Here is a 13,811-nt window from a genome sequence, read left to right as displayed (position 1 = left end):
AAATGAACTTATATAACTTATATGGTTTAATAATTCTCCAACTTAAATTGATAGTTTAAAATTATCTCAATTTTTCCGCTAGAAATAGTCTTTTTAATGTTTGATTTTTTATTGTTGAATTTCGGTACAACCAGATTTAAATCTTTTGCTTTTTGTGTATAATATTCCTCTCTTGTTGGATGAAAAGATGCAACAGCATTAAAAATCTCATTCCACTTTGACTGTTTTATGATTTCTTCAATTATGCCAATACAATCTTTCTGATGAATTAGATTCACTGGAGCATCCGGGTTTTCAATATTTTCTTTTCCAGCCAAAAATTTGACAGGATGACGATCTTCTCCAATTAATCCTCCAAAACGTAGAATTGTAGTTTCGAAGTTAGGATTGTTTTGAAGTAAAGCTTCCGCTAAAAGTAATTGTTTACCACTTTCTGTTTCCGGATTTGGAACGGTTTCTTCTGTAACCAAGTTATTGTCATCTCCATAAACAGAAGTAGAACTTATAAAAAGTACTTTTTCAATTGCGGATTTTTCTATAAACGGAATCAGGTTTTTGATTTTCTCTACAAAAACTTTCTTTTCAGAATCAGTGTTTTCACTTCGTAACTTAGGCGGAATGTCAATTATTAAGATTTTGCTCTCTGCTAAAAAATCAATTATAGATTCTGAGATACTTTCACTTTCAAGCGCAACTAAAAAGGGCTTTATTCCAGCATTTTCTAATATTGAAAGTTTGTTTTCAGAAGTTGTGGATCCGTTTACAGAATATCCTTTTTCGATTAGCCTTTTTGCTAGAGGAAATCCAAGCCAGCCACAGCCTAATATGCTTATTTGTGTCATTTTTTTGAGGTTCAGAGAGACAAAGGTACAAGAGTTGTAAAGATTTTTAGCCACAGATTAAAGGATTAAAAAAGATTTTTTATCTGCTCAAATCTTTTGATCCCGATAGTTATCGGGAGCGTAAAATAAAAAAGGCAGACTTAAAAAAATCTGCCTTTACTGTTTTATTCTGGTGTTGCAACCGGAACCGGTTTTATACTGTCTTTAGAAATAGCCAAACTATCTACAACAGGAGCTGTTTCAATTGGTTTTACGGGAGCGACATATCTTTTTAATTTCTGCTGAATTAATACAGCATCATTTAAAACAAAAGGAGTCGGCATCATCCAGTTTTCTCTTGGTTTAACGTTTAGAAGTGGATTCGACATTAAATCAAATGAGCTTTCAATTAAATCCATATCAAAAATAGACGATTTGTTGATGTAGAATTCCATTTCCAACGGTTCGTTGCCTACAACATAGTAGCAAAGAATTTTACTGTCCTCACGTTCCAGTTTGTTGGTTTTTGCTCGAGATTCTGAAACACCATTTGCTTTAAAGTTATAAAACGTCATTTTTGGATTGGCGTAGATATCGTAACGGTTTACTCTTCTGTTTGGCGTGATTCTGATTTTCAGATATCGATTATTTCCAATAACGCTGTCTCTTAAAAACTGAATTGTTGGTTTAGGAACATCCACAACTGGTGCGATAGCGCTGTAAGTAAATGTGGTATTGTATTTACTTGCCAATGGAAGTGAATTTAAACCCACTGCTTTTTGATTCTTTTCGCCTACATAAGATTTTGTCCAATCGTCAAGGTTTTTGTCATAAGTTGTCCATACGGCAGAATTGTTGTCGGCATTATAAACATACAATAAACTGTTTGATTTGGCTTTGCCAGGTTCATAACCGGAATGATATCCTGCGTAGATGAAAAATCCAATAGAAGTAAGGAAGAAAACAACAGTCCAAATTCCTTTTCGGGCAAAATCTCCAAATATTGGCAATAATAATCCAAAAAGTAAAACGGTTAAAATAGCACTTCCAAATAAGATTTTAAGACCTAAACCAACAGGAAACATTACGATAAACGGAGCAATGATAGCTAAAGCCGGAATGCTGAAAAGCAGATTTACACCTAAACTGTAATGCTGTGTGAAAACAAATATTCCGAATAACAGAATTCCAAAATAAACAGGAATGATTAAAAATCCTGCGCCTGTTAAGCTGTTGGCTAAAAATCCATTAATGATAATCCAAAGTAAAAGTGGAGCCACAAAATGGTTCATGGTAATTTTAGCTTCAGAAAAATGGTGGTAGAAAGCAAAACAAATCGCAATACTTAAAGTGACAAAAGCACCAATGTAAGCGTGTCCGTTATAGGTAAATCCGTTTAAAAGATCAGAATATTGAGGATAAATTTCCAGAATCAGTTTCCATCCTAAAAACGTTACTAAACCAGCAATTATTATAGATCCCAAAAGAGGTACAAAACCTCTGAATATTTCTCTGAAAGTGATGATTCTTTTTACTTTTCCGATAAAAATAAACAAAGCCAATAATCCAAAAGCGATTAATGTCATTGGCATTACCCATGAAAAAGGATAACTTATGAATGAAAACGGAGCACTAAAGTAAACATTATCTTCAGTAGATTCTGTTTTAGTTAAATCAATATTAGTCAGGTATTTCAATAAAGGCATGATGTAAGTGCCCTGATGTGCTAAGGTAGTTTTGCTTAAATGCTGAACATCGTCCTGTTGAGTATGATAGTTGAAATGTCCGTCTATAAATGCAAAATTGTAACCCTGAATATTTCCTTGTTCTCTAAAAACAGTTAAATCGGTATCATTTGGAAGCATTTTGTAGATGCTGTACATCAATGAATTGGAAACAGGATGAGAAGTTTTAGCATTAGAAAAAGCTTGAACCATTGCTTCATTTCCTTTCGTAGTTTCCATTAACATATAGCTTGGTCCAGAACTTCCGCGGGCTTCAAAATTTAAAACTACTCCAACATCTTTTGCCCAGGGATGCTTATTTACGAAAAGAGTAGCGCCGTTTAAACCTAATTCTTCGGCATCTGAAAATAATATGATAATGTCGTTTTTCTGAGGATGTTTAGAATATAAAAAGGCACGAACACCTTCTAAAATGGTTGCGACACCCGAAGCGTCGTCGCTTGCTCCTTTTGAGAAAGAATGTGGAGCACTGTCGTAATGAGAAAGAAGTAAAAGCGCTTTGGTATTGTTGGTTCCTTTTATTCTGGCTAAAATATTTTTAGATTTTACTAAAAGGCCTCTGTCATTTAAAGTATAACCTTCTTGAACACTAGTTTCTAAACCGATTCTGTTTAATTCAAGTTTTAAATAATTAGCAACCAGTTCATGATTTGTCGATCCGACGTAATGTGGTTTCTGCGCAATTATTTCGACTTGGTTTAAAGCCCTTTCGGTTGAGAATTCTGCGAGTGCTTCGTCATCTTTACTGATTCCTTGCGGCATCATGGTGGCGTAGATAATGCCCAGCAGAGCTAAGACACAGGCAATGGCTAGAATTGAGGTTTGGTTTTTTCTCATGGTTAATAAACGCTAACTATATTTCTTTTTTAACAAGCATAAAATAATCATTGTCCAAGGAACGATAGCCTTGGTCGTACAAGAAATAATATGTATTTCCCGTCTTGGTTTGTAAGATATTGGTAAAGAACTCAAAATCAAAGCCTTTGTTTAATAATTTGTCGCGCGATGCTTTTGATTTTCCATCTACATTTAACTCTGCCAAAATACGGTAATTTTTGCGTAACTTGTTGTTTATATTTCGCATGAAATTTGTACTATCTTTATTTATTTTGTTATTGTACGCATTTCGGCAGCTATCAGAGCAAAATTTCTTGTCTTCTCGGCCAACAATCTTAACGGAACATTCGAGGCATGTTTTCATTTAACAATTTTTATTACGTTGATAAACTAGGTTTTTCGTTTTCTCTTTTAATAATTGTTTGATTGATTTGGTAGATTAAAAGTTCCACTTTTTCAATGTCACAACGGGTTAGAACAATATCCTTAAAACCATTTTCCAAATTAATTCTAAGTTCGCAAGATTTAGCAGGGACATTAAATCCAAATGTTACTTCAATGACTCTATCAATGAAAGCTAAATGTCTGATTAGTTCTACGCTTAAAATGCTGTCAATTTCAAATATGCCATTGTCTTTACTAAAATCAGTATTGTTAATTACTAAGCAATCCTCTTTAAGATAGATTTCAAATAACGGATTTCTTCGAATGACAGTCATTGGCTTTTTTATTTAATGAACTCTTTATGAATTTAGCTTTTTAAGTTCATAAAGATCTTTCCTTCTGTCTTTTAATGTTTTGACACTTCCATGTTCATGAAGTTCTTTCAATAAATTCAAATCAACATCAACAATTAAGGTCATTTCTGTATTTGGAGTAGCTTCTGCTTTTATACCGTTACTCGGAAAAGCAAAATCAGAAGGCGTAAATACAGAAGACTGTGCATATTGAATGTCCATATTGTTTACTTTCGGAAGATTCCCAACACAACCTGCTATGGCTACATAACATTCATTTTCGATAGCTCTTGCTTGTGAACAATGTTTTACACGAGTATATCCGTTTTGGGTATCGGTTAAGAATGGCACAAATAAAATATCCATTCCTTCATCTGCTAAAAGTCTTGGAAGTTCTGGGAACTCTACATCATAGCAGATTAAAATTCCGATTTTTCCGCAATCGGTATCAAAGGTTTTAAACTCAGAGCCACCTTTCATTCCCCAATGAATGACTTCGTTTGGAGTGATGTGAATTTTGGTGTACATTTCTGAAGTTCCATCTCTTTTGCACAAGAAACCGACATTGTAAAGATTTCCGCTTTCTACGTAAGGCATACTTCCTGTAATGATATTGATATTATACGAAATAGCAAATTCCTGAAAACGCTTTTTAATTGGATCGGTGTGGCGTGCCAGTTCACGAATTGCTTCTGCCTCAGATAAATGATTATAATCTGCCATTAGTGGTGCCGTAAATAATTCGGGAAAAAGAGCAAAATCAGATCCATATCCGGAAACAGCATCAATAAAGAATTCCGCTTGTTCGAATAAGGCTTCAACATTGTTTAAAGGACGCATCTGCCACTGAATTAATCCCAAACGAATGATGTTTTTCTTTAGATTAATCAGTTTCGGACTTTCTTCATAATAAATATTATTCCATTCCAGTAAAACAGCAAATTCTTTAGATTCTTCATCGCCCTCTAGATAATTTTTGATGACCCTCAAAACATGAAAATCATTGCTTAACTGAAAAGAAAGAACGGGATCATACAACTCTTTAGTTCGTACTTTTTCGATATAGGTTTTTGGAGACATCTTTTTAGCATGTTCTCGGTAACTCGGAATTCTGCCTGCAAAAACAATGGCTTTTAAGTTCAATTGTTCGCAAAGTTCCTTTCTGGCATCGTATAATCGACGACCTAAACGTAAACCTCTATAATTTGGGTGAATAAAAACATCTATTCCGTATAAAATTTCAGCATTTGGATTATGGGTTGAGAAAGTGTAATCGCCACTAATTTGTTGGTAATTATGTCTTTTTTCTACTAATTTTTCATCAACTATCAGAGATAATGCAGAACCAACGACCTTTCCATCCACTAAAATCACCAATTGTCCTTCCGGAAAAATAGAAAGCAATCTTTCTATATCTTCAGATCCCCAATACGAATCGGCCATTTCAGGATACGATTCAATCATTGATTTTTTTAATTGTTTATAGTCTTCAATTTCTAAATTTCGTAACTCGACTTTTTTGATTTTTGCCTGCATATAGTAAGATTTCTCTCAAATATACAAAAAATCAATTCCAATTACAAACGGTTACAAATAGTTACAGTCGATAGTAAATAGTTAACAACCGACTGTTATTGCTGGGCTGTATCATCTTTGCATCGTTGAAGTTGACGAACAATTTCAAGTTATACTAACATTTAAATAATATACGCCATGAATGCAATGAAAAACAGAGTACAGTTAATTGGGAATGTAGGGAATGATCCAGAAGTTAAAACATTAGAAAGCGGTAAAAAGCTTGCACATTTAACAATTGCGACAAATGATGTTTACCGAAATGAAAAAGGAGACAAAGTAGAGCAAACCGAATGGCATCGTGTAACTGCCTGGGGAAAAGTTGCCGAAATTATCGAAAAGTTTGTTGTAAAAGGAAAAGAAGTCGCAATTGAAGGTAAACTAACTCACAGAAGTTACGATGATAAAAACGGAGAGAAAAAATACATCACCGAAGTTGTTGTAAACGAGATTTTATTGCTGTAAATATTTTGACTAAACGCCACGAAAAGCAAAACAAACCCGACAGGTTTTTAAACCTGTCGGGTTTAACTTTTATAAAAAAGTATGTTTATAAAATTGAAACGCCGTTGCTATCCGTTGTCAATACTTCGCTCATATAGTCAAAGAAAGGTCTCATTTTTTTGAAAGTGTCCAAAGCTTGTTCTAAAAACGTTGGACTCAATACTTCCTCATCAGTAAAACGTTTGATGATTAAAAATTGTTTGTAACGCAGTAAATCAATGGCTTCATGATCGGCATCAAAACCTTTTGGAGCTGTTTTCAATTGTTCGCCTTGCAGTGTTCCAAATGTATCTTTGAAAGATTTGGAGTTTAGGATTTCTCGGAAAGCTTCAGAGTTAAACCCAAATTCAGTTCTAATGCGTTTTAAATCAGATGCATTTGGCCCCCAAAATCCACCGGCGAAAAAGCTGTTTCCTTTTTCCAGATGAAAATAATAACCGCCTCTTCTCGCTGCTGTTGCGCGTGTATAACTTCCGCCCCAATAATGTTTAAAAGGAGTTTTGTCTTTAGAGAAACGAATATCGCGATAGATTCGGTAAACGCTTTTTTTTCCTGAAGTATTTTCCAGAACATCTGTTTTTGAAAGTTCTTTTAATAAAGCATCTGCAAAGTTTTGAATATGTTCTAATTCGATTAAATATTCAGATTTATGATCGTCAAACCAGGGTTTGTTATTGTTTTCTTTGAGCTGAACCAGAAAATCAAGGCTTGATTTTGGTATAGTAACGTAGTTTTCCATAATTGAATTAAAAATCAGAAAGATTGACTGCAATTTAAACTAAAAAACCCATTAGAGAAATCTAATGGGTTTTTCTATATTTTGTTAAGCTGTTTTTTTGAATAAATCAAACATAGGACAGCGAGAACAGCGCTTTTTTTCGCTCTTTTTATATTTCTCACAGCAAGAAGATTTGCAGTTTTCAATCTTCTTGATCTTATCAAGGATTTCAGAATTTTTCTTTTTCTTTTTATCCTTTTTCTTCTCCTTGTCTTTTTCTTTCTTGCCCAATTTTCCTCTGTATTATAAAAACAGAGACAAATATAAACGAAAAAAGTAATTTTTAAATGTTCTAAATAAACTTTAACTTTTTTTATTTTGGATTGATAGCAATCGAACTTGTAACTGTTAATTGCTGAATATCACGGTCGAACAAGTAAAGTCCGCCTTTATCGTCTCCAATTAAGTTGATTTTATCTAAGATCGATTTAGCAGTTGCTTCTTCTTCGATTTGTTCAGAAACATACCATTGTAAGAAATTATGTGTAGCATAATCTTTTTCTTCAAAAGTAATGTGCACTAATTCGTTGATTGATTTCGATACAAAAAGTTCGTGATTGTAAAGCTCCTCAAACATTTCTTTGAAAGTAGTGTAAGTCGTTTTTGGCGCTTTAAGATCTGTTACCTGAGCATGTCCTCCGCGTTCGTTTACATACTTAACCAATTTAAGCATGTGTGCACGCTCTTCATCTGACTGTGTGTACATAAATTGAGCAATTCCCTCTAATCCTTGTACCTCTGCCCAACAAGCCATAGAAAGATACGTTTGCGAAGATTCTGCTTCTATGCGGATTTGCTTGTTTAAAGCCGATTCAATATTTTTTGATAGCATAATAGGTGTCTTTTTTGTAAAATTAGAAAAAATAATCCAAACCATTTTTTCAAAACCCTGAAAACAATACGTATTTCAATTCACTTCCAATAAATTTAATACTATTTTATATCGCCAAAAGAAAAAGGTTTTGAGAATTGAGATTTATTTATAATCGGATTTCCATTGTCTTGCATCATAGGGCCATCAGTAAATTTTCGCATTACAAACTGTTGAGAACCACTGTCGAAATAACTTAAAACATAAAAATCTTTCAATCTTAACGCATCATAAAGTTTTATGCCTTTATTGCTATTCAAAAAGTAAAACAAATTGTCAATAGCCAAAGGTCTTGATTGATAGTCTTTTGCGAAACTTAGGTTTTCACTTAACATTGCGTCAAAATAAACTGCTTTGCTTAACGAATAAGGAACACGTTCTCCAGAATCAGTCGAAGAATTGAAGGAAAAATAAAAATCTGAATATTCACCAAAACCGCTAAAAGTGATAAAACTGTTTTTATGGTTTTTAAAAACGGAAACACCGGCAGGAAGTCCGTTTATGCTTTTCAGAAACTTTTCAGTGGTTTTTAATTGACGAGGTTCGTTATTGTCAATCTGCATAATGAAAGGAGAATTCATAAAAGGAATAGTATCATTTTTTGAAAATGAATAATTCTTGATGCCTTTACCTGAATCAAAATCTTTGATTTGAAATAAAAAGAATTCTTTATTTGCCTTTACTTGGAATAATTTATTATCACTATAAAATGAATTTGTTGTTCGTAACGGAGTTTCTGGAGCAGGCAGATCAAAAGTTTTTTCTTTTATTTCACCAGTTTTAATATTAAGATCGAAGGCTTGCGTTTGGATAAGAGTATTGTCAAATGTCAAAATAATATGATCCTGAATGACATACATTTTGCTGGCGCTTGAAGCCAATTCTATAGGAGTATAAATATCTGGATCTACTTTCTGTATCGGGAAATATTTGATAAGAGCATTAAAAGAGATTTGGGTATTTCTTTCATTTTTAAAAATAAATGAAGAAAAATCAAACATTTTAACAACGCATTTCCCATCTTCAAATTTGTAAAGAAGCAGATGTTCAAAGTCTTTTTCTTTTGCCAAAATGTAGAAAATATTGTTCTGTTGGAAAGAGCTAATAATATAATCGTGATTTTTTGGGAAATCGAAGTTTAAGGATTCTGAGGTTTTATTATCTAGATTATAAACTGTAATTAAAATGTTTTTATAATTATGAGAACTCCAGTATAATGATGGTTTTTTATTCTCACTTATACTGTAACCAATTAAATCCCGACTTGTTTCAGGTTTGATGGAATCTGTAAATTGATTCGCAAGAAATAAAGACGGATTGTATTTTAAAATATTTACGTTTTTATTATCCCAAGTAAAAACATAAATATCCTTACTTTTTTCATCTTGAGCATTTAAAATCTGGGTCTTTCCCAGAAAGTTCAGATTTAATGGTAAAGAGTTTAGTACTGTTTGACTAAACAGCGCTGTTTTAGAAAATAAAACAAAGAGTAGAAGCAGTTTTTTCATAATGAAAAGTTCATCAAAATTTATTCCAAATTTTATTTGATTAAGCGTCTCAAATTTAAACAATAAAAAAGTCCTTAAGAATCATCTTAAGGACTTTAGGCACCATTTTAAAAAAAGAAATTATTTCACAATAAAGATAACTCTTCTAGCTAACCTTCTGGCTTCGTCAGAATCTTTTTGAATTGAGGTATCGGCACCATTAGCAATAACATTCAAGCGAGAGGAAGCAATTCCAGCTTTTTCTAGAATAGTTTTTACATTATTGGCTCTTGTGTTTGATAATTTTTGATTGTAATCTGATTTTCCAACTTGATCAGCATTGCCAATTAAGTCAAGTGATGCAGATGGATTTTTTCTTAGGTACGTTAAAACAACATCAATTGCAGCAGTTGAGTTCTCAATTGGGGTTGTTTTGTTAAAGTCAAAATACACGCTGTAATACTTATCATTAATCATTCTCTTGATTAATTCATCATTAGTAAGTTGTGGTGTGCCTACTTGTTTTTCAACAATTACTTCTTTTTGTGCTGGAATTTTTTTGACTTGTGATTCCAAATCTGCTACCTTTTTTTCTAAAGCAGTAATATCACCATTGTCATTTGAAGTTACTGTCCAATCAGCATGTTTTGCGTTTTTACCTAAGTAAACATTTAGCCCAATAGTACCATTAAATAACAAGCCTGAAAAGCCTCTGTTTGCATTCATGGCAGTACCATCAAAAGTATGATCCTGAAATGCATTTAACATTGTAGTTACGTCTCCTGTCAGCGCCACTCTGTTTGTTAATCTTATCTGTCCAGTTAAACCAGCGATCAAATTTCCAACTTTGTCTTTAACGTTATAATCTTTGTTTTCTAACTGACCAACTCCAAAACCTGCATGAGCTAATAATCCAAATGTATTAGTCCATGTTTCAAAATTCATGATACGACCTAAATTAGCTACACCCTGTAAATCAACTCTGTAATATTTTGAGTCAAAAGGAAGTGAACTGTTTTTCTGCTCTGTTAAAGAGTTGTATCCAAAATCAGCTTTAAGACCAAATTTATTGTTCAGCATGTATCTTACTCCTAGATCAGTTGTGAAAGGACTAATTCTAGAGCTGTAATAATTACCAGATGCAAATGGACGCTGCGCCTTGTTAAAACCGCCGGCTAATTCAATAGACCATTTGTTGTAATTATCTGAGGTTTTTGTTTCAGTTTGCGCCTCTGCATACATTATGCTTAAAGCAAATGCCAGAGTCATTACAATTTTTTTCATTGTTGTTTGAGATTAATAAATTTTAATCAAAACAACAACAATTTGTAAGTAAAAACTTCCTCTAAAAGCCACAAAGATGTCAGAATAGGATAATAATGATGCCTATATTTCTATAATAAGCGTAGTAAATATGCTGAAAAGCATATTCTTTTTGTGTAATAATTTGATTACAAGTTGGTTACTCGAATCCGTCGGTGAATTTACGTAAAGTATATTGTTTAGCGATGGTATCGTAATAACCTAAAATAGAATAGTTATTTAATTTTATAACATTGGGAATAAACACTTCTCTATGAGTATCTATAAAATAATAAATCTTGTCAGAAGCGAATGGTTCATGTGTTTCTGTGGTTAATTCCAGTTTTTTAGTCCAGATGCTTTCAAAAAAAACAGAATAATCACTGTCTATGTTGTAATAATTCGTGGAAGGAAAATCTCCAAAATAATCATCAAACATATTAAAACCATTCATAGATACCGTTTTTGAACTGCTGCCAGTCCCGCCCAATGTGATTAAAAGGTTCTTTTGGTTTTTATATACAGAAAGACCTGCATTGGTAGAAGCCAGTTCTTTAATAAAATTACTGGTGTTCTTTATGGTTTTAGGTTTGCGGTCCTCAATCTGCATTAAAAAAGGAGAGTTATTAAAACGAATAGTATCTTTCCTTAAAACAGTGAATGATTTTATCGATTCTCCAGTATTGTAATCTTTAATATCAAATAAAAGCTCATTAGAGTTTACGTTAATCTGATAAAGCTTGTTTTCATGATAGAATGAGTTGGATGTTCTAGCATTTTTTTGCCCCAAGGGCTGTAAAAAAGTTTTTTCTGTTATTTCAGAATTCTCGAGATTGATGTCAAAAAGCTGTGTTTTTCTTAGGCCTTGATCTAAAGAGAGAATTAAGCGATTGGGCAATATATAAAGTTTGCTTTTTGCAGTTACTTTATAAAGCGGATTATATTCTCCAGGTTCCATTTTTTCAATCGGATTTTCATTTAAGATCTGGTTGAATGTCTTTTGCTGTGTTTTTCGATCTCGAAAAGTAAAAGGGGAGAAGTCCAAAAATTTTTCATCGGCCATTCCATTTTTAAAAAGGTAAACTGTTAAGGCTGGTTTTTCTTTGTATTTCAAAACCAGATAAAAATTATTATCCTTTTGATATTGTGCTAGAATAGATTGTTCGTCAACAGGTAAACCAAATTTTAAAGCTCTAGTTGTTTTGGTTTCAAAATAATATTTGATTACAATAATGCTGTTGTCTACTGGCGAAAACCAATACAAAGTCGGATTGCCGTCTTCGCTGAAACTATAGCCCATCAAGGATCTGTTTTCGGTATATTGTCGGGTAGTGGTAAACTTATCGTTTAGGAATAAAGCGCTATTGTATTTGAGAATCGTCAAACTATCACGAGAGGCAATAAAAGCGAAAACTTCATGCGTGACAACGTTTTCTGCATTTAAAGTTTCACATTCCTCTTTCTGTGTTTTTAAATCTATAGGATAGGAAGCTAGTACTGTTTGACTCAGCGAAACAGTACTATATATAAAAACCAGAAAAAGGAAGATTTGTTTCATAAGTTTCTGCGAACAAAAATTATTCCATTTAATTTATTGATTCATAAGCTCTTGAAAAAGATCAACGAATTGCCCAAGATGCATTCCGTCCATCAGACCATGATGTACATATACTGCCATCGAAATGGTTCTTTTTCCCGTTTCTGAAACCATCATTTTCCCGAACGAAATTTTAGGACAGCTGTCTGGATAGATAAAACTTCTTGCATGCGTAAGCGATGTGAAATTCAACCACGGAATTGCAGAAAAATGAATCAGGTTATCATCATCAAAAGATCTTGTAAAAAGACCGGTTGTGTTCTGAATACGCTCAATTTCTGCCAATGCCGTTTGTTCGAATGTTTTAAAATCAGGATGATATTCAATTAATGAAAATCCAAAAGTTCCATCTTCACGTCCGATAGTTGCCGAAGCATCAACACGATCATTGATATAGATCTGGTTTTCGGAAATTCGGTATTTAAAATTCTCAATTGTATTTACTGCAGTTAAGGTTTTATGCAGGTAGAAAATGAAAAAAGAAGCATTTAAACTTTTGGCAGTTTGATACGCTTTGGTACAATCGATTTCAACGGTTGCTCCAAAGAACGGTTCTTCCATTTGTTTAAAATGAGCAAAATGCTCTTTTCTATTCCAGTTTTCTAAGTCTAAAAGTGTTTTCATTATAGTAATTTCGGAACCACTTCTGCAATAGTTTCAAATGAACTAAAATGCTCGTGTTCTATGGTATGATTAATTTTTTCGTGTTCCCAAGTTGTATGAAACGGAATATGAACGGCATAGCCACCAATTCCCAAAACTGGAAGCACATCTGATTTTAATGAATTTCCGATCATCAAAAATTCATGTGCCTGAATATCTAAACGACCTAAAAGTTTTTCATAATCGATTTCCTGTTTGTCTGACATGACTTCAATATGATGAAAATAATGCCCCAAACCAGAACGGTGCAGTTTGCTGTGTTGGTCTTTTAAATCGCCTTTTGTTGCCACAACCAGTTTGTATTTGCCTTTTAAAGCTTCAAGAGTTTCTTCTATTCCGTCCAGCAATTCGATTGGTTTTTCGAGCAATTCTTTTCCGTATTGAATGATTTTTTCAATGACTTCTACCGGAATTGTTTTGTTGGAAATGTTCATCGCAGCTTCAATCATCGAAAGAATGTAACCTTTGATGCCGTAACCGTATAAAGACAAATTGGCGATTTCAATTTTAAATAATTCCTGCGAAATGCCTTGATGCGAAAGATAATCTTCCATCAAAGCACAAAATTTATGTTCGGTTTCCTGGAAATAGGGTTCGTTTACAAATAAAGTATCATCGGCATCAAATGCGATTACTTTTAAGTTTGGTATTTTAGTTTTATGTAACATAGTGCTTTTGTTTCAAGTTTAATGTTTCTTTGTTTCAGGTTTTTTTGCCACAGATTATTGGGATTAAAAGGATTTTAAATAAATCTGCTCAAATCTGTCTAATCTGCGTGAAACTTTTTATTGCCACGAATTCACGAATTACAATAATTATTGCCACAGATTACTCGGATTAGAAGGATTTTTAAATAAATCTACTCAAATCTGCGGGAGAACTTTTTCTAAAATT

14 protein-coding genes are annotated in these 13,811 nt (G+C 33.1%); 1 reads left to right on the top strand and 13 read right to left on the bottom strand.

Going from position 1 to position 13,811, the window contains the following annotated elements:
- Window positions 1–26 precede the first annotated feature (26 nt).
- The 5 genes from BM289_RS00355 to BM289_RS00335 all read right to left on the bottom strand — a co-directional run bounded on the left by BM289_RS00355 (window position 27) and on the right by BM289_RS00335 (window position 5,676).
- A complete protein-coding gene (locus BM289_RS00355) occupies window positions 27–842 on the bottom strand; it encodes an NAD-dependent epimerase/dehydratase family protein (RefSeq protein WP_091489763.1) in 816 nt (271 codons plus the stop codon).
- Between the two features lie 164 nt (window positions 843–1,006).
- Entirely contained in the window at window positions 1,007–3,403 is a 2,397-nt protein-coding gene (locus BM289_RS00350; RefSeq protein WP_167365361.1) for a M28 family peptidase, read from the bottom strand.
- Window positions 3,404–3,419: 16 nt separating this feature from the next.
- Entirely contained in the window at window positions 3,420–3,767 is a 348-nt protein-coding gene (locus BM289_RS00345) for a hypothetical protein (protein ID WP_091489760.1), read from the bottom strand.
- Window positions 3,768–3,780: 13 nt separating this feature from the next.
- Window positions 3,781–4,122, bottom strand: coding sequence for a hypothetical protein (locus tag BM289_RS00340; RefSeq protein WP_091489758.1), 342 nt, complete (start codon window positions 4,120–4,122; stop codon window positions 3,781–3,783).
- 24 nt (window positions 4,123–4,146) lie between these two features.
- Window positions 4,147–5,676, bottom strand: coding sequence for a bifunctional GNAT family N-acetyltransferase/carbon-nitrogen hydrolase family protein (locus BM289_RS00335; protein WP_091489755.1), 1,530 nt, complete (start codon window positions 5,674–5,676; stop codon window positions 4,147–4,149).
- A 177-nt stretch (window positions 5,677–5,853) separates the two neighbouring features.
- Here BM289_RS00335 and BM289_RS00330 point away from each other — a divergent pair, with 177 nt between their 5' ends.
- Window positions 5,854–6,180, top strand: coding sequence for a single-stranded DNA-binding protein (locus BM289_RS00330; protein WP_091489754.1), 327 nt, complete (start codon window positions 5,854–5,856; stop codon window positions 6,178–6,180).
- Between the two features lie 85 nt (window positions 6,181–6,265).
- Here the strand turns inward: BM289_RS00330 and BM289_RS00325 are convergent, their stop codons facing one another.
- From BM289_RS00325 to BM289_RS00290, 8 genes are all read right to left on the bottom strand, one after another.
- Window positions 6,266–6,958 carry a DUF2461 domain-containing protein gene (locus tag BM289_RS00325; protein WP_091489751.1) on the bottom strand — a complete coding sequence of 231 codons (693 nt, stop codon included), beginning with the start codon at window positions 6,956–6,958 and terminating at the stop codon, window positions 6,266–6,268.
- 84 nt (window positions 6,959–7,042) lie between these two features.
- The gene (locus tag BM289_RS00320; RefSeq protein WP_091489749.1) at window positions 7,043–7,228 is read right to left on the bottom strand and encodes a hypothetical protein; all 186 of its coding nucleotides are present in this window, start codon (window positions 7,226–7,228) and stop codon (window positions 7,043–7,045) included.
- 82 nt (window positions 7,229–7,310) lie between these two features.
- On the bottom strand, window positions 7,311–7,829 hold the full coding sequence (locus BM289_RS00315) for a ferritin (RefSeq protein WP_012022953.1): 519 nt from the start codon (window positions 7,827–7,829) through the stop codon (window positions 7,311–7,313).
- Window positions 7,830–7,930: 101 nt separating this feature from the next.
- Entirely contained in the window at window positions 7,931–9,376 is a 1,446-nt protein-coding gene (locus BM289_RS00310) for a hypothetical protein (RefSeq protein WP_091489747.1), read from the bottom strand.
- A 120-nt stretch (window positions 9,377–9,496) separates the two neighbouring features.
- Window positions 9,497–10,639: an OmpA family protein gene (locus BM289_RS00305; protein WP_091489744.1), complete on the bottom strand. Its 1,143-nt coding sequence runs from the start codon at window positions 10,637–10,639 to the stop codon at window positions 9,497–9,499.
- Window positions 10,640–10,817: 178 nt separating this feature from the next.
- A complete protein-coding gene (locus BM289_RS00300) occupies window positions 10,818–12,215 on the bottom strand; it encodes a hypothetical protein (RefSeq protein ID WP_091489741.1) in 1,398 nt (465 codons plus the stop codon).
- Window positions 12,216–12,248: 33 nt separating this feature from the next.
- Window positions 12,249–12,878: a chloramphenicol acetyltransferase gene (locus BM289_RS00295; RefSeq protein WP_091489739.1), complete on the bottom strand. Its 630-nt coding sequence runs from the start codon at window positions 12,876–12,878 to the stop codon at window positions 12,249–12,251.
- A complete protein-coding gene (locus tag BM289_RS00290; RefSeq protein WP_091489736.1) occupies window positions 12,878–13,585 on the bottom strand; it encodes an HAD family hydrolase in 708 nt (235 codons plus the stop codon). The genes BM289_RS00295 and BM289_RS00290 overlap by 1 nt, the downstream gene beginning before the upstream one ends.
- Between the last annotated feature and the right edge of the window lie 226 nt (window positions 13,586–13,811).

The sequence above is a fragment of the Flavobacterium phragmitis genome (assembly GCF_900112575.1).
Lineage (GTDB): Bacteria > Bacteroidota > Bacteroidia > Flavobacteriales > Flavobacteriaceae > Flavobacterium > Flavobacterium phragmitis.
This window is presented reverse-complemented; position numbering and strand designations above follow the sequence as displayed.

What these genes read in the sequence shown, in the direction of transcription:
- BM289_RS00355 (WP_091489763.1), bottom strand. Translation starts at nt 842, where the DNA reads ATGACACAAATAAGCATATTAGGCTGTGGCTGGCTTGGATTTCCTCTA.
- BM289_RS00350 (WP_167365361.1), bottom strand. Translation starts at nt 3,403, where the DNA reads ATGAGAAAAAACCAAACCTCAATTCTAGCCATTGCCTGTGTCTTAGCT.
- BM289_RS00345 (WP_091489760.1), bottom strand. Translation starts at nt 3,767, where the DNA reads ATGAAAACATGCCTCGAATGTTCCGTTAAGATTGTTGGCCGAGAAGAC.
- BM289_RS00340 (WP_091489758.1), bottom strand. Translation starts at nt 4,122, where the DNA reads ATGACTGTCATTCGAAGAAATCCGTTATTTGAAATCTATCTTAAAGAG.
- BM289_RS00335 (WP_091489755.1), bottom strand. Translation starts at nt 5,676, where the DNA reads ATGCAGGCAAAAATCAAAAAAGTCGAGTTACGAAATTTAGAAATTGAA.
- BM289_RS00330 (WP_091489754.1), top strand. Translation starts at nt 5,854, where the DNA reads ATGAATGCAATGAAAAACAGAGTACAGTTAATTGGGAATGTAGGGAAT.
- BM289_RS00325 (WP_091489751.1), bottom strand. Translation starts at nt 6,958, where the DNA reads ATGGAAAACTACGTTACTATACCAAAATCAAGCCTTGATTTTCTGGTT.
- BM289_RS00315 (WP_012022953.1), bottom strand. Translation starts at nt 7,829, where the DNA reads ATGCTATCAAAAAATATTGAATCGGCTTTAAACAAGCAAATCCGCATA.
- BM289_RS00310 (WP_091489747.1), bottom strand. Translation starts at nt 9,376, where the DNA reads ATGAAAAAACTGCTTCTACTCTTTGTTTTATTTTCTAAAACAGCGCTG.
- BM289_RS00305 (WP_091489744.1), bottom strand. Translation starts at nt 10,639, where the DNA reads ATGAAAAAAATTGTAATGACTCTGGCATTTGCTTTAAGCATAATGTAT.
- BM289_RS00300 (WP_091489741.1), bottom strand. Translation starts at nt 12,215, where the DNA reads ATGAAACAAATCTTCCTTTTTCTGGTTTTTATATATAGTACTGTTTCG.
- BM289_RS00295 (WP_091489739.1), bottom strand. Translation starts at nt 12,878, where the DNA reads ATGAAAACACTTTTAGACTTAGAAAACTGGAATAGAAAAGAGCATTTT.
- BM289_RS00290 (WP_091489736.1), bottom strand. Translation starts at nt 13,585, where the DNA reads ATGTTACATAAAACTAAAATACCAAACTTAAAAGTAATCGCATTTGAT.